Raw genomic sequence first — 19,311 nt, 5'->3', positions numbered from 1 at the left:
AATTGAATCAATTGGGTATTGCTGCCCGGTGACCCGGCTGATTTGCAGAGCCTAGGCCTGCGATGAGTCGGGGGCAATACTTCAGGGAATGAAGAGGTGCAGTTCAGAAATGGACTACAAATGAAGGGGGAAAGCTGAAATTATATGTCAAAAAATGTAACTGTTACCCTTGCAGTAGGATGATGTTTACTTAACTTCTGGTTGCCTTATTCATCATGTTGAATTGCGAGCAGAGTCATGTGGGAATTTTCACTCATCCCACATGACCCAAACCAAGGTCCGCTTATGAATCAAGCAAAGACAAAGTACTTGCGCACGGTCTCGACCACTTCCCAGGTGCCTTTCATCCCCGGTTCGATCACGAACACATCACCCGCTTTCAGGTGCTTCGGCTCTTCGCCTTCCGGGGTGATGATGCAGTAGCCATCGAGGAAGTGGCAGAACTCCCACTTCTCGTAGTTGACCTCGAACTTGCCCGGGGTGCAGATCCAGGTGCCCATGATCTTGCTGCCGTCGGCCGACAGGTAGGCGTTGAGGTTGACGGTGTGCGGATCGCCGCCGATGCGCTTCCACTTGGTGGCGTCCACGACCGGCGTCGGGCAGGTTTCGCGCAGGACGGTGATGAAATCGGACATGGCACAACTCCTGGTGACTGGCTGAATGACTCGTCACCATAGGGCCATTGGCCGAGCCGCAGTTGCCTGGGCTCGACGTCCAGCTGTCTGGTCGCGCTATGCCAGGCGGTTGACCTCGACGGTGATGTGCGCCAGTTCTTCGTGTACGCCCAAGGCCTGGCGCACGCTGTCGGCGCTGAGTTCGGCCCGGGCGGCCAGGCCGAGAATGCAGGCGTACTGGTCCTTGCCCACGCGCCACACGTGCAGGTCGGTGATGCTGGCCGGCACCGGCAGCTGCACGACCACCGCGCGGATTTCCTCCACTACCGGCGCGTCCATCTCCGCATCCAGCAGCACTCGCCCGGTATCGCGCAGCAGCCCGCGGGCCCACAGCGCCACCAGCAGCGCACCGACCAGGCCCATGACCGGGTCGAGCCAGCCGGCGCCCCAGTACTTGCCGGCCAGCAGGGCGACGATAGCCAGCACCGAGGTCGCGGCGTCGGCCATCACGTGCAGGTAGGCCGAGCGCAGGTTCAGGTCGTGGTGATGGTGGCCATGGTCATGGTCATGGTGATGGTCGTGGCCATGGTGGTGATGATCGTGATGGTGATGGTCGTCACGCAGCAGCCAGGCGCAGATCAGGTTGACGGCCAGGCCCACGGCGGCGATGAAGATCGCCTCGTCATAGTGGATCGGCCCCGGTGCCAGCAGGCGCTCCACCGACTGGAATGCCATCAGCCCGGCCACGCCCAGCAACAGCAGGGCGCTGGAGTAGCCGCCGAGAATCTCGATCTTCCAGGTGCCGAAGGCAAAGCGCCGGTCGCCGGCATAACGCCGCGCGGCGGCATAGGCCAGCAGCGACAGGCCCAGGGCCAGGGCGTGGGAGCTCATGTGCCAGCCGTCGGCCAGCAACGCCATGGAATTGAAGAACCAGCCCCCGGTAATTTCCGCCACCATCATCACCGCGGTCAGCCACACGGCCAGGCGCGTCTTGCGCTCGGCGCTCAGGTTGCTGGTATGGAACTGGTGGCTGTGCTGCCAGCGGTCTGAGGTTTGTGTCGCCATGGTTTATCATGCTCCCGGAACGTCGAGAAATATACTATACCCCAGTATACCTAGCATGGTGTGAAACCCAATGGCACATACCCTGAAGAGCAAGAAGCAGCTGCTGACCCGGGTGCGCAAGATCAAAGGCCAGGCCGCCGCCCTGGAGACAGCGCTGGAGCAGGACAAGGACTGCCTGTCGATACTGCAGCAGATCGCCGCCGTGCGCGGTGCGGTGAACGGGCTGATGGCCGAAGTGATGGAAGGGCATATCCGCGAACACCTGGTGGCGGACGGGCTGAGTGCCGAGGAGCGGCAGGACGAGGCGGACAAGGTGGCGATGTTGCTGCGGTCGTACCTCAAGTAGCAGACCGGCGGTACCGATACCCTAGGGGGGTATTGGTACCCAATGGTACTTGCTGATTTCCTGCGTGTCAGAAGGCATGTTCCTACTTTGCCATCCAATCTGTCCGCTGGTCGCGACACGTGTGCATAGTGTGTAGTGCGCTTTGTTCTGGTCAATTCGGTGTGTATGATACACATCGACTGCCGAGGAAGAATGAATGCGCAGTCGTGAAGTTATCCAGCTTATTGAAGCCGACGGCTGGTACCAGGTTGATGTGAAAGGTAGTCATTACCAGTTCAGGCACCCGACAAAAAGGGGGCGAGTCACGGTTCCTCATCCCAAGAGTGAGCTCCCCAAGGGCACAGTACGCAGCATCTTGAAGCAGGCTGGCTTGATACAAGCCAACGGCACTGCCAGCACGAGCATCAACGGAGGTAGTCAATGAAATTCCCGGTCGTATTGCACAAAGACGCCGACTCGGACTACGGCGTGACCGTACCTGATGTGCCCGGTTGCTTCAGCGCCGGTGCCACTTTTGCAAAAGCACTGGAGAATGTTCAGGAAGCGCTGGCACTACATTTTGAAGGGTTGGTCGCAGATAACGAGGCATTGCCGCAGGCACAGGAAGTCGACGTCCATGTGGCAAACCCTGACTATGAAGGCGGGGTCTGGGCCGTTGTGGATTTTGATGTCACCCCGTACCTGGGTAAGGCGGTTCGCTTCAATGCAACGCTGCCGGAAAACCTGCTTCAACGAATCGACGAAAAAGTGAAGCGTGATCATCGCTATGCGTCCCGCTCCGGTTTTCTGGCTTCGGCTGCACTGCGAGAGTTGGCCCTTTCGCACTAATCGGTAGGCTCACTTTCGCTACGCCCACCAATACCGCACAAAGTGGAAGAACACCGGCGCGGCAAAGCACACCGAATCCATGCGGTCGAGCATGCCGCCGTGGCCTTCGATCATGTGCCCCCAGTCCTTCACCCCACGGTCGCGCTTGATCGCCGACATCACCAGCCCGCCGAAGAAGCCCATGGCGTTCACCGCCAACGCCATCAGCGCGGCCTGCCAGAAGGTGAACGGGGTGATCCAGCACAGCAGGGCGCCGATCAGGGTGGCCAGTGCCACACCGCCGGCCAGGCCTTCGACGGTCTTGGATGGCGACAGGTTGGGCGCTACCTTATGCTTGCCGAACAGCTTGCCACACACGTACTGCAGCACGTCGCTGATCTGCACCACAAGGATCAGCCAGGCAATCAGCAGCAGGTTGCGGCCCTCGTAACCCGGGATGTCCAGGGTCATCAATGCCGGCACCGACGACACGCAGTACACCGCGATCATCAGCCCCCACTGCACCTTCGAGGCGCGCTCGAGAAAGCGCGTGGTGTCGCCGCCGAAGCTGGCCAGGATCGGCAGCAACAGGAACAGGTACACCGGGATGAAGATACTGAACAACCCGTACCAGTCCATGGCGATCAGCACGTACTGCACCGGCAGTGCCACATAGAACGCCGCCACCAGTGCCGGGTAGTCGCTGCGCCGGGTCGGGGTGAGCGTCATGAACTCGCGCAAAGCATAGAACGACACGCCGTAGAACAGCACGATCACGCCGTACTTGCCGAACAGGAAGGCGATGCCGATCACCAGCACCATCACCCACCAGGCGTTGATGCGGGCGTTGAGGTTGTCGATCACCGCGTGCGGTGCCGGGCCGGCGCGCCATTTGAGCAGGCGGCCGATCACGCTGGCGAGCAGCAGCAGGGCGCCGATGCCGGCAAACAGGGAAAGTGTGTTGTCGTCCATCTCAGGCATCCTTGGGGGCCAGGTTCAGCAGGGCCTGGCTGGCCCGCTCGAGAAAGGCTTGCTTGCTTTCATCCGCCTGCAGGTGCAGCGGCTCGCCAAAGCTCAATGTGCACAACAACGGCAACGGCAGGGCGCGCCCCTTGGGCATCACCCGGTTGAGATTGGCGATCCATACCGGCACCAGTTCGACTTCGGGGTTGGCTGCTGCCAAGTGGTACAGTCCGCTCCTGAACGGCATCAGCGGCTCGTCGCCGAGATTGCGAGTGCCCTCCGGGAAAAAGATCAGCGAGTCGCCCTGGGCCACTGCTTCGAGGATCGGCTGCAACGGGCTGCCCTGGCCGGGGCTGTGTTGCCGGTTGATCAGCACACCGTTGAAGACCTTGCGGATAAGAAAATCGCGAATGCCCGGCTTGGCCCAGTAATCGGCACCGGCTACCGGACGGGTACGCTTGCGCAGCGGCTGCGGCAGCGAGGCCCACAGCAGTACGAAATCACCATGGCTGCTGTGGTTGGCGAAATACAGGCGCTGCACCGGCAGCGGCGTGCAGCCCAGCCACAGGGCGCGGGCGCCGGTGATCAGGCGGGCGGCGGAAGTGATGAGGTAGGCGGTCAGGTTGGCGAGCATGGATCGGTAGTCATCCCTTCAAAGGCAGTGTCAGCAGGGTAGCCAAGGCCAGCGACAGCTGCAGGCCCAGGCACACTGCCTGGCGGCGTAACAGGGTCAGCGCGGCCCGGCTACGGGCAGGCCATGCTCGGGTGTCGGCGGCCTGCGGTTTGAGTTTCAGCTCGAACAGTGCGTGGTCCAGGGCCTGGGTGTCCGCCGCCAGGTCGCGGCTGGCGGCGAGGCGGGCGAACAATTGGGCATCGATGGCCACACGGATGGCCCAGTACTTGTGCAGCACGCCTAGTACCAGCAGCGCAATGCACAGCAGGCTGGCCAGCGGTTGCAACTGGGCACCCAGCAAGGGCGCCAGGCCGTAGGCCAGGGCCAGCAGGGTGAGGCCGTCCGACAGGCGTTCCAGTTGTTTGCCACAGCCCAGCAGGCTGGCCACCACGTACAGCGTCATGGTTGTGTCCCTAGCTGTTGCAAGGCCTGGCGGTGTGCGCTGTGCAGCACCACGCCAGGGCGGGCCTTGCGGATCAGCGCTTCGGCCTGGCGAGCATCACTGCAGCGGCCCGTGAGTACCAGCCAGGCTGCCACGGCGCTGGCGCTGCGCGAATAGCCCAGGGCGCAGCAGACCAGCACCGGGCCTTGCGAGCGCAGGCGTTCGATGGCGACGGCGGCTTGGTGCAGCAATGGGCTTTCCGGGGCGATCAGGTCCAGGGTAGGAAAACATGCGTAGCCAACGGCGGACGCGACCTGTGTAGGAGCGCTGTCCTGAACATGGCACGGTAGCTCTGCGCACAAATCGACTACCGCAGCGAACTGCGCGTCACACCCAGGAATCCGCCCAAGGTAGACGCCATCACACACTTCATCCGCCTGCGGGTGCCGCCATGTCCACAACCGCGAGTTGACCCACGCCCCAATCAGGTACGGTGCCAGCAGCCAGCTGGCTGCATTCGACAAGCGCCCATCGGCGCCTTTCTGGAACCCGCCCGCACCGAGCACGCCATAGTTCAGCGCCACCAAAGCCAGCGACACGGCCGGCCAGGTCAACCACAGCCAGGCGCCGCCCAACGCAACGGCAGGCACTGCGCACAGCAGCCCACCCACTGTATAGAACAACGCCAACCGCCAACGCTTGGCATCCCGCACAAGGCGCACTTGCTGGCAGGGCAGTTGCCCTTGATGTGGCCACAACCAGACGCAGACGAACCCCGCCAATGCCCCTGTCGGCACGTCGACGAAATGGTGCTGCCAGGTGGTCAGTACCGAGACCCCGATCAGTGCCATCCAGCCATGCATCAGCCAACGCCAGGGCTGGCGCTGCACGTGCCGGGCAAACATCGTCCAGATGATCACCAGCAGGGCAATATGCAGCGACGGTGCCTGGTTGAACGGCTTGTCGAAGCCCATGAGCACATCGAACATCCAGCCGAACACCCCGCCCAGTTCCGGCCGCTCGAAGGTGAAACGCAGCGGCCAGAGCAGGAAGCAGCTGACGCTGATCAGCTGCGCGGTGAGCAGCGCCAGCGCGTGCCGGTCCATTTCCTGGCGCGTGCGTGGCAGCAGGAAGGACAAACCGTAGAGCAGGTCGATCGACCAGTACGGGATGATCGTCCACGGCCACAACGGCATGCGGCTTTCCCAGCCGAACACCAGGCTGCCGACATCACTGCGCCCGGCGGTATGGTTGTTCGCCATCCCGTAACTGAGGAAAAACAGCGGCCCCAGCAACAGAAGCCAGAACACGCCTCGGCGGATCAGCCGGGGCTCGCGTGATGGGCTCATTCAGCGCACCCGTTGTGCCAGGCTGACGCTGAAAATGCCCCATTCATCGATGCGTTGGGCCAGCTTGCGGAACCCCGCCGCTTCTACCAGCTGGTCCATTTCGGCCTGGCTGCGGCGACGCATGACCCAGGCCTCCCCGCCGCGGTGGCTGGTGAGGGCGCGGGCGATCATTTCCAGTTGCGGGTGCCACGGCTGGCCGGTGTAGACCAAATAGCCGCCATCTTCCAGCGCATCCGCCAGGCCGGCCAGCGAGTTGCCTACCAACTGGTTGCTGGCGAACAGTTCGTACAGGCCGGAGACCACGGCCAAGGTCGGTGGTTGTTCCAGGGTGGCCAGGCTCTGGCGGTCGAAGGCATCGCCCTGGACGAAGCGGGCGATGTCGGCCAGGCCCTTTTCTGCAATCAGTGCGCTGCCTTGCTGCACGTTCAGTTCGCTGTAGTCACGCAGCAGGATCGAATCCGGCAGCTGTTCGAGCTCCTGCAGGGCCTCGAGAATGTAGCGGCCATGGCCGGCGGCGATATCGACGATGTGCACCGGCCGCTGCTGTTCGCGCAGGCGGACGATGGCCAGGCGCAGCAGTTCCTCTACGTGCAGCTTGCGCTGGCGGATGCCACGCCAGCCGATGGCGTCGAGGTAGTTCTGGTCGATCAGGCGGCCGAGCTTGCCTTTGCCGGTCGGCTGGTTGCGGTACACGTAGTCCAGGGTACTGCCCGAGTCGAAACCGGTCTCGAAACCCAGCTTCACACCTTCGGACAGCCCCTTGCCCAGCCGCAGCCCGGCACGGGTAGCACGCCAGTAAAGGTCGCGGGGTGAGTTGCGCGGCAGCGGTGCGGCCAGGCTTTCGGCTTCGGCGCAGCTGGCGCCGGTCTTGTCGGCATCGAGCAGTGACGGCAGGGCGGCGGGGCTGGCGAAGCAATGTTCGACAAACCGCTCGATGCGCCGCAAGGCATGGGCCCTGTCACGCTCGCCAAGGGTGTCGTGGAAAAAGCCTGGCAGGATGTGCATTTCCTTGCGCGCACTGCCCAGGCGTTCGAAGAAGCGTTCCTGCGGTTGGCGTTCGACCACGAAGTCGGCACCGGACACCAGCAGCTGGGTTGGCAACTGAATGGCCTGGGCATCCGCCACCATCCGGTCGGCGGCTTCGTACAGGCCCAGCAGCATGGTTACCGAAATCGGCCGGCTGATCAGCGGGTCGGCCACGTACGACATGACCCGTTCGGGGTCGTGGGTGAGCAGGCGGGGCTTGACGTAGCTGTTTACGAAGAAGTTTCCGCGCAAGGCTTTCAGCAGTTTCAGGCCGGTGCGGGCGAACGGCACATACAGTTTGACCTTGAACGCTGGCGAGGCCAGCACCAGGCAGCGCACCTTGGGCGCGTAGTCGTGGGCCCAGGTGGCGACGAGCACGGCCCCTACGCTCTGCGCAAGCACCACCAGGTCCTGTTCGGCGATGCCATGGCTGGCCTGGATGTGCTCGATGAAGGTCTGCACATCGCGCACGCTGGTGGCGAAGCCCGGGCTGTCGCCACGCGCGCCCGGCGAATGGCCGTGGCCGCGGGCATCCCAGGCGAAGAAATCGTAGCCCGGCATGTCCAGCTCGTCGGCCAGGTGTGCCATGCGCCCGCCGTGTTCGTGGCCGCGATGGAACATCACCACGGCCCGGCGTGGCTGGTGTTGGTTACGCGTGGCAGGCCAGTGACGGTAATGCAGCTCGATGCCGTCATGGGTGGAGAAGTGCAGCGCTTGCGCTTGGCGCATGGTCGACATCCTTTTGCGACGGCAGTGGGCTCAGCGGGTTTCGGCCAGCCCCTGGCGAACCCGGTTGTAGAGGGTATAGAGCGAGAGTGCGAGGATGACCAGCAACAAGCCGTTGAGCCAGGTGCCATTCAGCAGGCCTAGGGCGACACCGGTACCCAGCACACCGAAGGCAAAGGCCCGGTCGCTCTTGCCCATTGGGCCATCGTAGCGCCGTGAAGCACCGGCCAGTGGGCCCATGACACCGGCGTATTCGCTGAAGGTGGCGCTGAGCACCACGAGCACGACCAAGGTTGGCGATACACCGGCCAGCAGGGCGAAGGGCAGGTACAGCGCGGCATCGGCGATCACGTCGCACAGTTCGTTGAGGTAGGCACCGAGGGTGGATTGCTGGCCGAACTCGCGGGCGAGCATGCCGTCGACAGCGTTCAGTGCCATGCGCAGCAGCATCCAGACTGGCACCAGGATGAACAGCCAGGTGAGATGGGGCAGGGCAGCCAGCAGCAGGCCCAGCAGGATCGACAGCAGGGCGGCGGCGACAGTGACCTGGTTGGCGGTGACACCGCGGTCGTAGAGGCGCTGGACAGCAGGGCGGAGCATGGCCTGGAAGCGCGGTTTGAGCTGGTAGATCGATGCCACTGGAAAGTCCTTTTCGGTGGGGCGTTATGGCGCCATTGTGTGTGAGCCTTCTTCGCGGGTAAACCCGCTCCCACAGGTATAGCGTCCATCCGAGAGATACCACATATCCTGTGGGAGCGGGCCCGCCCGCGAACACGGGCGAAGCCCGTGCCATCAATCGCGGTGCCTGCTTCGCGGGCTCGCCCGCTCCCACAGGTATAGCGTCCATCCGAGAGATACCACACATCCTGTGGGAGCGGGTTCACCCGCGAACACGGGCGAAGCCCGTGCCATCAATCGCGGTGCCTGCTTCGCGGGCTCGCCCGCTCCCACAGGTATAGCGTCCATCCGAGAGCTACCACATATCCTGTGGGAGCGGGTTCACCCGCGAACACGGGCGAAGCCCGTGCCATCCACTTCGTCAGCGGGTGAGGGTGGTTACCAACCCTGCGGCATACCCCGGCAATGCCGCAAAATCGCGTGCACACACCAGCAACCGGCGATTGGCCCATGGTTCCGTCAGCGCCACCCAGTGCAACGGCAACACCCCTTGCCAGCGCTTCACCGCAGCCAGCGGCACAATCCCTACTCCGGCTCCGCCCGCAACCATGCGGATCACGCCATCGAACCCTTCGGCACGCACCCGAACCCGCATGCGCCGCCCCTCGCGCAGTGCCTGCTCTTCCAGGTACAACGCCAGTGCACTGCCGGCACCCAGGCCGACATAGCCATGGGCCAGGCTATCGATGAAGCTCGGCGCTACCTCGCTGGCCAGTGGATGGCGCTGCGGCGTTACAAGCACCAGTGGGTCTTCGCGAAACGGCCGGGTCTGCAGGTGCTCGCTGGGGGCGGCGGTCGAAACTATGCCCAGGTCCGCCATGCCCTGGGTAATCGACTGCACGATGCGCAGGCTCGGCAACTCCTGCACATCCACGCTGACGCCTGGGTTTTCAGCCAGGTAGCCGGCCAGCAGCTCCGGCAGGTATTCCGTGAGTGCAGCCGTGTTGCACAGCAGGCGCACCTGGCCTTGCTGCCCTTGAACGTACTGGCCCAGGTCGAACTGCAGGCGCTCGACCTGCTGCGATATCAGCCGGGCATGCTGCAGCAGTGCCTGGCCGGCCAGAGTTGCTTGCACGCCACGGCGGTTGCGTTCCAGCAAAGGGATGCCCAGCGAAGCCTCCATGGCGCGGATCCGCGCACTGGCTGCTGCCAGCGAAAGATGGCTGCGGCTGGCACCGGCGGTGATGTTGCCGCACTCCAGGGTGTGCTGGAACAGCCTGAGGTCGATCAGGTCGAAAAGCATGTGGCTCTGTCCTGGCAAGAGTCTGGCTGAGTATATGGCAGATTTTCAGCCCGGCCGACGCACGCCATTATCGGCCCATGAATACCTTGCTCGCTTACTACCAGAACATTGGCCCAGCGCTGTCGCTGCTGGTGGTACTGACTTTCCTGCTGGCCGGCGCGGTGAAGGGCGTGATCGGCCTCGGCCTGCCGACAATCGCCATGGGCCTGCTGGGCCTGGCTATGTCACCGGCGCAGGCTGCGGCATTGCTGATTGTGCCTTCGACCCTCACCAACCTCTGGCAGCTGGCCAGTGGGGGGCACCTGCGGAGGTTGCTGACACGCCTGTGGCCGATGCTGGCGATGATCTTCGTCGGTACCTTGCTGGGCAGCGCCTGGCTGGGGATCAACAGCGGCCCTTGGGCCGCACATGCACTGGGCGCGGCCTTGATGGCGTATGCGCTGTACGGGCTGGTCGGTCCGGGCCTGCGCCTGGCACCGGGGCGGGAGCCTTGGCTGGCGCCGCTTTGCGGGCTGGTCACGGGCGTGGTCACGGCGGCGACCGGGGTGTTCGTGATACCGGCTGTGCCCTACCTGCAGAGCCTGGGTTTGAATCGGGATCAGATGGTCCAGGCCCTGGGCCTGTCGTTCACGGTTTCGACCCTGGCCCTGGCCGTTGGCCTGGCCGGGCAGCATGCCCTGGGTGGCCAGGCGCTGGGTGCTTCGCTGCTGATGCTGGCGCCGGCCTTCGTCGGCATGCTGGCCGGCCAGTGGCTGCGTCAGCGCATCAGTACGCCGCTGTTCAAACGGTGCTTCTTTATCGGCCTGGCCGCGCTCGGCGGCCATTTGCTGATCAGCGGTTAGCGCTTGATGCGCTGAGCATGTCGATCATCTGGATGTCGAAATCGCGTTCCAGGTAGTCCATGCGTTTTTCGAAGAACGCGGTCATGTGCGGCAGTGCCGAATGCACATCCAGCGCGGCCTTGTCGGCCCAGACCTCGAAGAACACGAACAGGCTCGGGTCCTGCTTGTCGCGCAGCATGTGGTACTCGATGCAGCCCGGCTCCTGGCGGCTTGGCTCGACGTAAGCGCGGAACAGGGTTTCGAACGCTTCAGCCATTTCCGGGCGGGTCTTGGCTTTGAGGATGAAGGCGTACTGCTCACTCATGGGTCGCTACTCGGTGATGGGAGGTGATGAGATTCTAAGGCAATAATGCATTATTGATTCGTGACTTCAGGTCAATTGTATTTTGCCGCTGCATTACTGTATCCCGCGCCCGCGAGCCCCTAACCTGCCGGCCTGAATTTTTTCCGCGAGGCCCGCATGAAGAAGATCCTTTTGCTCAACGGTGGTAAACAGTTCGCCCACTCCGACGGTCGTCTGAACACGACCTTGCACGAAGCGGCCATCGCTCACCTGGACCGGGCCGGTTTCGATGTGCGCCAGACCTTCATCGACGGTGGCTATGATGCCCAGGAAGAGGTGGAGAAGTTCCTCTGGGCCGATGTGGTCATCTACCAGATGCCCGGCTGGTGGATGGGCGCGCCATGGACCGTTAAAAAGTACATCGACGAGGTGTTCACCGCCGGCCACGGTAGCTTGTATGCCAACGACGGCCGTACCCGTTCGGACCACTCGCAGAAGTACGGCAGTGGTGGCCTGGTGCACGGCAAGCAGTACATGCTTTCGCTGACCTGGAATGCACCGCAGCAGGCATTCGACGACCCTAGCGATTTCTTCGAGGGCAAGGGGGTGGACGCGGTGTACTTCCCATTCCACAAGGCCAACCAGTTCCTCGGCATGACCGGGTTGCCGACTTTCCTGGCGGTGGATGTGATGAAGCGGCCTGATGTGCCGGCTGCTTTGGCAGCCTATGAGGCGCATCTGGACAAGGTGTTTGGCAAGGCACAGTAAGGTTTTTCTGTGCTGGACTTGGCCTAGACAAGCGGCTATCTATGCCGGCAGAGACCAACCACAGGCGCAGATGTGAAAACCCGATCCGAAGAACTCCAGGTATTCGTCACCGTCATCGACTGCGGCTCGATTTCCGCTGCTGCCGAGCAGATGGGCCAGACTCCGTCCGCCGTCAGCCGTACCCTGTCGCGCCTTGAGGGCAAGCTGGGTACCACGCTGGTCAACCGCACCACCCGGCGCATGGACCTGACCGAGGAGGGCCGCTTCTTCCTCGAGCGCGCGCGGTTGATCCTGGAACAGATGGACGAGATGGAAGAGCGACTGTCGATGAACCGCCAGACCCCTACCGGGCGCCTGCGCATCAACGCCGCCGCGCCGTTCATGCTGCATGCCATCCTGCCGTGGATCGGCGAGTTCCGCCGCCAATACCCTGGTATCGAACTGGAACTCAATACCGACGACCTGATCATCGACCTGCTGGAGCAAAGCACCGATGTGGCGATCCGCATCGGTGAACTGGCCGACTCCAGCCTGCACGCGCGCAGCCTGGGATGCAGCCCGGTACAGGTGCTGGCCAGCCCGGCCTACCTCGAGCAACACGGCACGCCGCAGCGGGTCGAGGACCTGGCCAACCACTGCCTGCTCGGCTTCAGCCAGCCCGAATCGCTCAACCATTGGCCACTGCGCCATGCCCAGGGTGACCGCTGGAGCATTCGCCCGTCGCTGATCGCCTCCAGCGGCGAGACCTTGCGCCAATTGGCGCTGGCCGGCGAGGGCATCGTCAGCCTGTCGCACTTCATGACCCACGAGGACATTCGCGCCGGGCGCCTGCAAGTGCTGCTGAGCGAAGCCAACAACGGCTATCGCCAGCCGATCCATGCGGTGTACTACCGCAACACCCAGCTGGCGCTGCGTATCCAATGCTTCCTCGATTTCATCCAGCGCAAGTTGGCGATGTACGCCAGCTGAGTTGCCTGAACGCGACAGGTCCTGTCCACGGGCGGCGAAACTTCCTGCGGTTGATTGCACAGTCGAAGCGCTTCGGCCTTACTGACTGCTCAACAAAAACAACACCAAGGAAGTGTCATGCGTATTGCTCCGTTCCAGTACCTGGCTCTCGCAGCCGCGATCCTGAGCTGTTCCTCGGTCCATGCCGCCAATCTTGAGGGCGGCGCAGTGGCCGCGCCCGATCAATATGGTGCACAGGTGGCCGCCGATATCCTCAAGAAAGGCGGCAACGCGGTGGATGCGGCAGTGGCCACGGCTTTCACCCTGGCGGTGACTTATCCCGAGGCTGGCAACATCGGCGGTGGCGGGTTCATGACCCTGTTCGTCGACGGCAAACCCTACTTCCTCGATTACCGCGAAGTCGCGCCCAAGGCCGCCACGCGCAACATGTACCTGGACGAAAAGGGTGAGGTCATCGAAAACCTCAGCCTGGTCGGGGCACGTGCTGCTGGCGTTCCGGGCACGGTGATGGGTTTGTGGGAGGCGCATCAGAAGTTCGGCAAGCTGCCCTGGAGCGAACTGCTGACCCCGGCCATCGGCTATGCGAAAAACGGCTTCAAGGTTGCGGCCAAGCAGTACCAGTACCGCAACGACGCCCAGGGCATGTTCAAGACCGCGACCAATTTCAACGACTACTTCGGCAACATGAAGGTCGGCGAGCTTTTCAAGCAACCGGAAATGGCCCAGACCCTGGAGCGCATCGCCGACAAGGGCGTGAGCGAGTTCTACCAGGGCAAGACTGCAGACCTGCTGGTGGCGCAGATGCAGTCCGACAAGGGCCTGATCACCAAACAGGACCTCATGGACTACAAGGCCGTATGGCGTGAGCCGATGGCCGTGAGCTGGCGTGGCAACGTGGTGTATACCGCGCCACCGCCAAGCTCCGGTGGCGTCGCCCTGGCCCAGCTGCTCGGCATCAAGGAAAACCGCGCGGCGGACTTCAAGGGTGTGGCGCACAACTCGGCGCAGTACATACACCTGTTAGCCGAGATCGAGAAGCGCGTGTTTGCCGACCGCGCCGACTACCTTGGCGACCCGGCCTTCACCAAAGTGCCGGTGGATCAGCTGGTGGCCAAGGACTACCTGGCCAAGCGCGCCGCGCAGGTCAACCCGAAGGCCATTTCCGATACCGACAAGGTCAAGCCGGGCCTGGAACCGTACCAGACCACGCACTTCTCGATCGTCGACAAGCAGGGCAATGCGGTCAGCAACACCTACACCCTCAACCTCGACTACGGCAGTGGTGTGGTGGTGAAAGGCGCCGGCTTCCTGCTCAACGACGAGATGGACGATTTCAGCGCCAAGCCGGGGGCGGCGAACGCCTTTGGTGTGGTAGGTGGCGATGCCAATGCCATCGCCCCGGGCAAGCGCATGCTGTCGTCCATGAGCCCCAGCCTGATGACCCGCGATGGCAAGGTCGAGCTGGTCATCGGCACCCCGGGTGGCTCGCGGATCTTCACCTCGATCTTCCAGGTGATGAACAACCTGTACGACTACGACATGCCGCTGGACAAGGCGGTGGCGGCGCAGCGCGTGCACCATCAGTTGCTGCCCAAGGACACCATCTACTTCGACAGCTATGCGCCGCTGACCGGGCCGGTGGCTGATGAACTGAAGAAGATGGGCTATGTGCTGGAGGACCAGGGCTGGGAGATGGGGGATATCCAGGCGATCCGGGTTGATGGGACGAAGCTGGAGACCGCTTCGGATCCGCGTGGGCGTGGGGTAGGGATGGTCATCAAGTAAGCGGTCGTCAGTGCCGGCCCTATCGCCGGCAAGCCAGCTCCCACAGGTACGGCGCAGCCCCGAGGCTTGTGCTATCCCTGTGGGAGCCTGGCTTGCCGGCGATGGGCCGCAAAGCGGCCCCAGGGTCTTCAGGTCAGACGCGGAACTGGCTGACCAACGTCTGCAACTGCCCACCCAACCGCGCCAGCTCCACGCTGGACGCCGCCGTTTCGTCACTGGCCGCCGCCGTCTGCTCCGACACATCGCGCACATTCAGGATGCTGCGGCTAATCTCCTCCGCCACCGCACTCTGCTGTTCCGCCGCTGCGGCAATCTGCTGGTTCATCGACTGGATGCTCGACACGGTACTGGTGATGCTCTCCAGCGAAGCCCCGGCCTTGCGCGCCAACTCGACGCTGCTGTCGGTCAGGGTACGGCTGCCGTGCATGGCCGTAGCCACTTGCTGGGTACCATGCTGCAGGCTGGCGATCAGTTCTTCGATCTCTTCGGTGGATTTCTGCGTGCGTTGGGCCAGGCCGCGCACTTCATCGGCAACCACGGCAAAACCACGGCCAGCCTCGCCAGCACGCGCCGCCTCGATCGCTGCGTTCAGCGCCAGCAGGTTGGTCTGTTCGGCCACCGACTTGATCACGTCCATCACGCTGCCGATCTTCTGGCTTTCCTGCTGCAACAGGTTCATGGCTTCTGTGGAACGGTGCATTTCTTCGGCCAGGCGTTCGATCTGGCCAATTGCTTCGCCTACCACGCGGTCGCCGGCACGGGCTTCGTCATCGGCACCGGTGGCAGCATGCGAGGCCTGCTCGGCATTGCGTGCCACTTCCTGAACGGTAGCGGCCATTTCGTGCATTGCGGTGGCCACCTGGTCGGTCTCGACCTTCTGGCTGTTGGCACCGGCGCTGGTCTGCTCGGTCACTGCCGACAATTCCTCGGCAGCGCTGGCGATCTGGGTGACGCCATCGCGGATGCCGCTGATCAGCTCGCGCAAAGTGGTGCCCATGCGGGCGATGCCTTGTTGCAGCACGCCCAGTTCGTCGCGGCGGGTGACGCGCAGGTGCTGGGTGAGGTCGCCGCTGGCGATCTTTTCAACTGCCACCATGGTGTCGCGCAGTGGGCGGGTGATCTGCCGGGTGATCAGCACTGCCGCCAGCACGCCGACCAACAGCGCCAGCAGCGTGGCGATGGCCTGCAGGCTGCGGGCCTGGGTACTTTCCATGTCGCGGCGCTGCAGCTGGATCTGGTACAGAGCGTCGCTGCGCTTGACGATGTCGGCACCCTGAACGGTCATCTCGGCGCGCGCAGTGGTGATGTTGGCGACCGCATCGCGGAATTGACGTACGGCTTCACGGTAGGCCAGCACCGAGCCTTCGAACTGTCGCAGGCGCGTGTCTTCGGCCGGCAGCTGGCGCTTGAGGTTGTCGATTTCGGCCAGGGCGGTGTCCAGCTGGCGCAGGGCTGCCTGCTCGTTGGCAGCGCTGTTTTCGGCAATGTAGCCGCGTACGTCGATGCGCACCTGCAGCAGTTGCTGGCGGGCCTTGCTGATCAGCTGGTACTGGGCCAGGCGCACGCTGTCGGCTTCGGGGCGCGCCATTACTTCCTGGCTGAGGGCGTCCATGGCCTGGTCGGCACGGCTGGCCGAGCCGTCCATGGCCGTGCGCGCGGTGCGGGTGGCATCGTAGCCCTGGCGCATCTTGTTCAGCGACACCCTATAGGCGCTGATGGTCTCGCCCAGTTCACCCAGCAGCTTGATGTTTTCCGGGCTCTTGAAGGTGCTGGCCAGGTAGGCCTGTTGCTTGCTGAAGGCGTCAAGCTTGGTCTGGGTGTTGGCGGCGGCAGCATCGTCACCGTTGGCGATCATGTACTGCAGGCGCGCAATGCGCAGGTCGGTCAGGTCCTTGTTGAGCTGGCCGATATAGCCCATCCAGTTGCTGCGGTCAATCAGGCTGCCCAGGCTGGTCCAGCCGGTCAGGGCCAGCAGGCCGGTGAGGATCAGTACCAGGCCGAAGCCCAGGCCGAGTTTGAGGTTGACGCTGATGTTGGCGAACCAGCTGTTCATGCACGCTCTCCAGAAGTTGTTTTCGCTCGCTTGATCTTCGATCGCCAGGCGTTGTTGTTCTGGATGCCCGCTGATTCGTGCAGGGGTTATCGGCAGTGATGGAGGAAGCTGAAACGCTTTTTCAGCAGATTTGTAACTGGCTTGATTGGGGCTGCCTTGCAGCCCTTCGCGGTGGATGGCACCGGCTTTGCCGGTGTTCGCGGCTAAAGCCGCTCCTACAGGGATCGCGTCGGTTTTGGAAGCTATTCAAAGGTTGCGCGCGCTGAAGGTATCGCAGCGGTTCACCTCACCCTCGGCAAACCCGGTCTTGAACCAGCGCACCCGTTGCGCTGAGGTGCCGTGGGTGAACGAGTCTGGTACCACGCGCCCGCGGCCTTGCTGCTGCAGGCGGTCATCGCCAATGGCATTGGCCGCGTTCAGGGCCTCTTCGACGTCGCCCGGCTCCAGCCAGTTCAGGCGCTTCTGCGCCTGGTAGGCCCATACACCGGCCAGGCAGTCGGCCTGCAGTTCCTGACGCACCAGCAGGCCATTGTCGCCTTCCATGCGCTGGCCGCTGCGGCGCGCGGCATCGACCTTGGCCGACACGCCCAGCAGGGTCTGCACGTGATGGCCGATTTCGTGGGCGATCACGTAGGCCTGGGCAAAGTCGCCGGCGGCGGCGAAGCGGGTTTCCATTTCGCGGAAGAACGACATGTCCAGGTAGACCCGTTGGTCTGCCGGGCAGTAGAACGGCCCCACCGCCGCCGAGGCAAAGCCACAGGCCGAATTGACCTGGCCGCTGAACAGCACCAGCTTGGGGTCGCGGTACTGCTTGCCGCCCTCGGCGAACAGGGCTTTCCAGGTGTCTTCGGTGTCGCCCAGGATCGAGGCGACGAACTCGGCCTGCTGGTCGTTGGCCGGCGGCGCCTTGCCGCCCGCGCTGCTCGGTGCCTGCTGTTGTTGTTGCTCCATCTGGCCGGCGAGCTGGCCAAGAATCTGCAACGGGTCCTGGCCGGTGAGCCAGCCGATGCCGACAATCAGCAGCACCGCACCAAGCCCCAGCCCCTTGCCGCCGCCGAAACGCATGCCGCCGCCACCACCTTCGCCTCGGGCATCGACCACATTGTCGCTGCGTCGGCCTTTTCGCCAATCCATGAATGCTCTCCGGAGCGTGAAACAAGAAGACAAAGATTAGTCCACGACAGCGGCGAGTGTCAGGCCAAGGTGCTTATGCATAACCAAATGGTTATGTTTGATATGGCTGATTTCAATATTCATTGCGCGCTACCTGCCTGAAACTGCATGTGGGAGCGGGCTTGCCCGCGACAGGGTTTCAAATAATCCCCCCGCGCATTTCCATAATTCCAAGAGAGGAAACCGGCATGCCCGCCCAGGACAACAGCCGCTTCGTGATCCGTGATCGCAACTGGCACCCGAAAGCACTTACGCCTGACTACAAGACGTCCATTGCCCGTTCGCCACGCCAGGCACTGGTCAGCATCCCGCAGTCGATCAGCGAAACTACCGGCCCGGACTTTTCCCACCTGGGCTTCGGCGCCCATGACCATGACCTGCTGCTGAACTTCAACAACGGCGGCTTGCCGATTGGCGAGCGCATCATCGTTGCCGGCCGTGTCGTCGACCAGTACGGCAAGCCTGTGCCGAACACCCTGGTGGAAATGTGGCAAGCCAACGCCGGCGGCCGCTACCGTCACAAGAACGACCGCTACCTGGCGCCGCTGGACCCGAACTTCGGTGGCGTCGGCCGCTGCCTGACCGACCGTGATGGCTACTACAGCTTCCGCACCATCAAGCCGGGCCCGTACCCATGGCGCAACGGCCCGAACGACTGGCGCCCGGCGCACATCCACTTCGCCATCAGCGGCCCGTCGATCGCCACCAAGCTGATTACCCAGCTGTACTTCGAGGGTGACCCGCTGATCCCGATGTGCCCGATCGTCAAGTCGATCGCCAACCCGCAAGCCGTGCAGCAGTTGATCGCCAAGCTCGACATGAGCAACGCCAACCCGATGGACTGCCTGGCCTACCGCTTCGACATCGTGCTGCGCGGCCAGCGCAAGACCCACTTCGAAAACTGCTGAGGACCCCGCCATGCCAATCGAACTGCTGCCGGAAACCCCTTCGCAGACCGCCGGCCCCTACGTACACATCGGCCTGGCCCTGGAAGCGGCCGGCAACCCGACCCGCGACCAGGAAATCTGGAACCGCCTGGCCAAGCCGGACGCGCCGGGCGAGCACATCCTGCTGATCGGCCAGGTGTATGACGGTAACGGCCACCTGGTGCGCGATTCGTTCCTGGAAGTGTGGCAAGCCGATGCCAACGGCGAGTACCAGGATGCCTACAACCTGGAAAACGCCTTCAACAGCTTTGGCCGCACTGCCACCACCTTCGATGCAGGTGAATGGACCCTGCACACGGTCAAGCCGGGTGTGGTGAACAACGCTGCGGGCGTGCCGATGGCGCCGCATATCAACATCAGCCTGTTTGCCCGGGGGATCAACATCCACCTGCACACGCGGCTGTATTTCGATGACGAGGCCGAGGCCAATGCCAAGTGCCCGGTGCTCAACCTGATCGAGCAGCCGCAGCGGCGCGAGACCCTGGTGGCCAAGCGTTGCGAGGTGGACGGGAAGACGGCATATCGCTTCGATATCCGTATTCAGGGGGAAGGGGAGACGGTGTTCTTCGACTTCTGAGTTGGATCTCGGGGGCCGCTTTGCGGCCCATCGCGACACAAG

21 protein-coding genes and 1 pseudogene are annotated in these 19,311 nt (G+C 63.2%); 9 read left to right on the top strand and 13 right to left on the bottom strand.

Annotation, left to right across the window (positions count from 1 at the left end):
* Positions 1–290: 290 nt before the first annotated feature.
* Together AC2T3R_RS22405 and dmeF are read right to left on the bottom strand one after the other, a co-directional pair.
* Entirely contained in the window at positions 291–635 is a 345-nt protein-coding gene (locus tag AC2T3R_RS22405; protein WP_003258412.1) for a cupin domain-containing protein, read from the bottom strand.
* 96 nt (positions 636–731) lie between these two features.
* Positions 732–1,679, bottom strand: coding sequence for a CDF family Co(II)/Ni(II) efflux transporter DmeF (dmeF, locus tag AC2T3R_RS22400; RefSeq protein ID WP_486744280.1), 948 nt, complete (start codon positions 1,677–1,679; stop codon positions 732–734).
* 70 nt (positions 1,680–1,749) lie between these two features.
* On the opposite strand from dmeF, the gene AC2T3R_RS22395 reads away from it, so the two are divergent.
* The 3 genes from AC2T3R_RS22395 to AC2T3R_RS22385 all read left to right on the top strand — a co-directional run bounded on the left by AC2T3R_RS22395 (position 1,750) and on the right by AC2T3R_RS22385 (position 2,853).
* Complete coding sequence (locus tag AC2T3R_RS22395; RefSeq protein ID WP_061303625.1) at positions 1,750–2,025, top strand: metal/formaldehyde-sensitive transcriptional repressor; 276 nt, start codon at positions 1,750–1,752, stop codon at positions 2,023–2,025.
* A 196-nt stretch (positions 2,026–2,221) separates the two neighbouring features.
* Positions 2,222–2,449 (top strand): type II toxin-antitoxin system HicA family toxin, encoded by a 228-nt coding sequence (locus tag AC2T3R_RS22390; RefSeq protein ID WP_003258415.1) that lies wholly within the window; start codon positions 2,222–2,224, stop codon positions 2,447–2,449.
* Positions 2,446–2,853 carry a type II toxin-antitoxin system HicB family antitoxin gene (locus AC2T3R_RS22385; RefSeq protein WP_486744279.1) on the top strand — a complete coding sequence of 136 codons (408 nt, stop codon included), beginning with the start codon at positions 2,446–2,448 and terminating at the stop codon, positions 2,851–2,853. Before AC2T3R_RS22390 ends, AC2T3R_RS22385 begins: the two co-directional genes overlap by 4 nt.
* Positions 2,854–2,871: 18 nt before the next feature.
* On the opposite strand, the gene AC2T3R_RS22380 is transcribed toward AC2T3R_RS22385, so the two are convergent.
* The 7 genes from AC2T3R_RS22380 to AC2T3R_RS22350 all read right to left on the bottom strand — a co-directional run bounded on the left by AC2T3R_RS22380 (position 2,872) and on the right by AC2T3R_RS22350 (position 9,872).
* Positions 2,872–3,804 carry a phosphatidate cytidylyltransferase gene (locus AC2T3R_RS22380; RefSeq protein WP_015271818.1) on the bottom strand — a complete coding sequence of 311 codons (933 nt, stop codon included), beginning with the start codon at positions 3,802–3,804 and terminating at the stop codon, positions 2,872–2,874.
* Between the two features lies 1 nt (position 3,805).
* Positions 3,806–4,429, bottom strand: coding sequence for a lysophospholipid acyltransferase family protein (locus AC2T3R_RS22375; RefSeq protein ID WP_215520849.1), 624 nt, complete (start codon positions 4,427–4,429; stop codon positions 3,806–3,808).
* 10 nt (positions 4,430–4,439) lie between these two features.
* A complete protein-coding gene (locus AC2T3R_RS22370; protein WP_054572783.1) occupies positions 4,440–4,871 on the bottom strand; it encodes a hypothetical protein in 432 nt (143 codons plus the stop codon).
* Entirely contained in the window at positions 4,868–6,199 is a 1,332-nt protein-coding gene (locus tag AC2T3R_RS22365) for a phosphatase PAP2/dual specificity phosphatase family protein (protein WP_486744278.1), read from the bottom strand. The genes AC2T3R_RS22370 and AC2T3R_RS22365 overlap by 4 nt, the downstream gene beginning before the upstream one ends.
* Positions 6,200–7,954, bottom strand: coding sequence for a bifunctional alpha/beta hydrolase/class I SAM-dependent methyltransferase (locus tag AC2T3R_RS22360; RefSeq protein ID WP_486744277.1), 1,755 nt, complete (start codon positions 7,952–7,954; stop codon positions 6,200–6,202).
* 30 nt (positions 7,955–7,984) lie between these two features.
* Positions 7,985–8,590, bottom strand: a complete 606-nt coding sequence (locus tag AC2T3R_RS22355; protein WP_039613056.1) for a CDP-alcohol phosphatidyltransferase family protein — start codon at positions 8,588–8,590, stop codon at positions 7,985–7,987.
* Positions 8,591–8,990: 400 nt separating this feature from the next.
* Positions 8,991–9,872: a LysR family transcriptional regulator gene (locus AC2T3R_RS22350; RefSeq protein ID WP_486744276.1), complete on the bottom strand. Its 882-nt coding sequence runs from the start codon at positions 9,870–9,872 to the stop codon at positions 8,991–8,993.
* A 77-nt stretch (positions 9,873–9,949) separates the two neighbouring features.
* Here AC2T3R_RS22350 and AC2T3R_RS22345 point away from each other — a divergent pair, with 77 nt between their 5' ends.
* Positions 9,950–10,714, top strand: a complete 765-nt coding sequence (locus AC2T3R_RS22345; protein WP_486744275.1) for a sulfite exporter TauE/SafE family protein — start codon at positions 9,950–9,952, stop codon at positions 10,712–10,714.
* On the opposite strand, the gene AC2T3R_RS22340 is transcribed toward AC2T3R_RS22345, so the two are convergent.
* Complete coding sequence (locus AC2T3R_RS22340; protein ID WP_003258316.1) at positions 10,704–11,018, bottom strand: putative quinol monooxygenase; 315 nt, start codon at positions 11,016–11,018, stop codon at positions 10,704–10,706. The two genes, AC2T3R_RS22345 and AC2T3R_RS22340, sit on opposite strands and share 11 nt — an antisense overlap.
* A gap of 156 nt (positions 11,019–11,174) precedes the next feature.
* Between AC2T3R_RS22340 and mdaB the strand changes: the two genes are divergently transcribed.
* From mdaB to ggt, 3 genes are all read left to right on the top strand, one after another.
* Entirely contained in the window at positions 11,175–11,765 is a 591-nt protein-coding gene (gene mdaB, locus AC2T3R_RS22335) for an NADPH:quinone oxidoreductase MdaB (RefSeq protein ID WP_039613053.1), read from the top strand.
* A 72-nt stretch (positions 11,766–11,837) separates the two neighbouring features.
* Positions 11,838–12,734: a LysR family transcriptional regulator gene (locus tag AC2T3R_RS22330; protein WP_015271809.1), complete on the top strand. Its 897-nt coding sequence runs from the start codon at positions 11,838–11,840 to the stop codon at positions 12,732–12,734.
* A gap of 117 nt (positions 12,735–12,851) precedes the next feature.
* Positions 12,852–14,519, top strand: coding sequence for a gamma-glutamyltransferase (ggt, locus tag AC2T3R_RS22325; protein ID WP_486744274.1), 1,668 nt, complete (start codon positions 12,852–12,854; stop codon positions 14,517–14,519).
* A gap of 133 nt (positions 14,520–14,652) precedes the next feature.
* Here ggt and AC2T3R_RS22320 read toward each other — a convergent pair whose 3' ends face one another.
* The 3 genes and pseudogenes from AC2T3R_RS22320 to ypfJ form a co-directional block, all read right to left on the bottom strand.
* Complete coding sequence (locus tag AC2T3R_RS22320; RefSeq protein WP_404940927.1) at positions 14,653–15,516, bottom strand: methyl-accepting chemotaxis protein; 864 nt, start codon at positions 15,514–15,516, stop codon at positions 14,653–14,655.
* A pseudogene (locus tag AC2T3R_RS22315) lies at positions 15,508–16,437 on the bottom strand (methyl-accepting chemotaxis protein); the annotation flags it as partial. The gene AC2T3R_RS22320 and the pseudogene AC2T3R_RS22315, both read right to left, overlap by 9 nt.
* 381 nt (positions 16,438–16,818) lie before the next feature.
* Positions 16,819–17,706 (bottom strand): KPN_02809 family neutral zinc metallopeptidase, encoded by an 888-nt coding sequence (gene ypfJ / locus AC2T3R_RS22310; protein ID WP_015271806.1) that lies wholly within the window; start codon positions 17,704–17,706, stop codon positions 16,819–16,821.
* Between the two features lie 227 nt (positions 17,707–17,933).
* Between ypfJ and pcaH the strand changes: the two genes are divergently transcribed.
* Entirely contained in the window at positions 17,934–18,653 is a 720-nt protein-coding gene (pcaH, locus tag AC2T3R_RS22305; RefSeq protein WP_003251597.1) for a protocatechuate 3,4-dioxygenase subunit beta, read from the top strand.
* 10 nt (positions 18,654–18,663) lie between these two features.
* A complete protein-coding gene (gene pcaG / locus AC2T3R_RS22300) occupies positions 18,664–19,269 on the top strand; it encodes a protocatechuate 3,4-dioxygenase subunit alpha (RefSeq protein WP_015271805.1) in 606 nt (201 codons plus the stop codon).
* The last annotated feature ends 42 nt before the right edge of the window (positions 19,270–19,311 follow it).

The organism is Pseudomonas sp. PVC-5-1 (assembly GCF_057444345.1).
The sequence above is the reverse complement of the archived record's forward strand: the minus strand, read 5'-3'. Positions and strand labels throughout refer to the sequence as shown.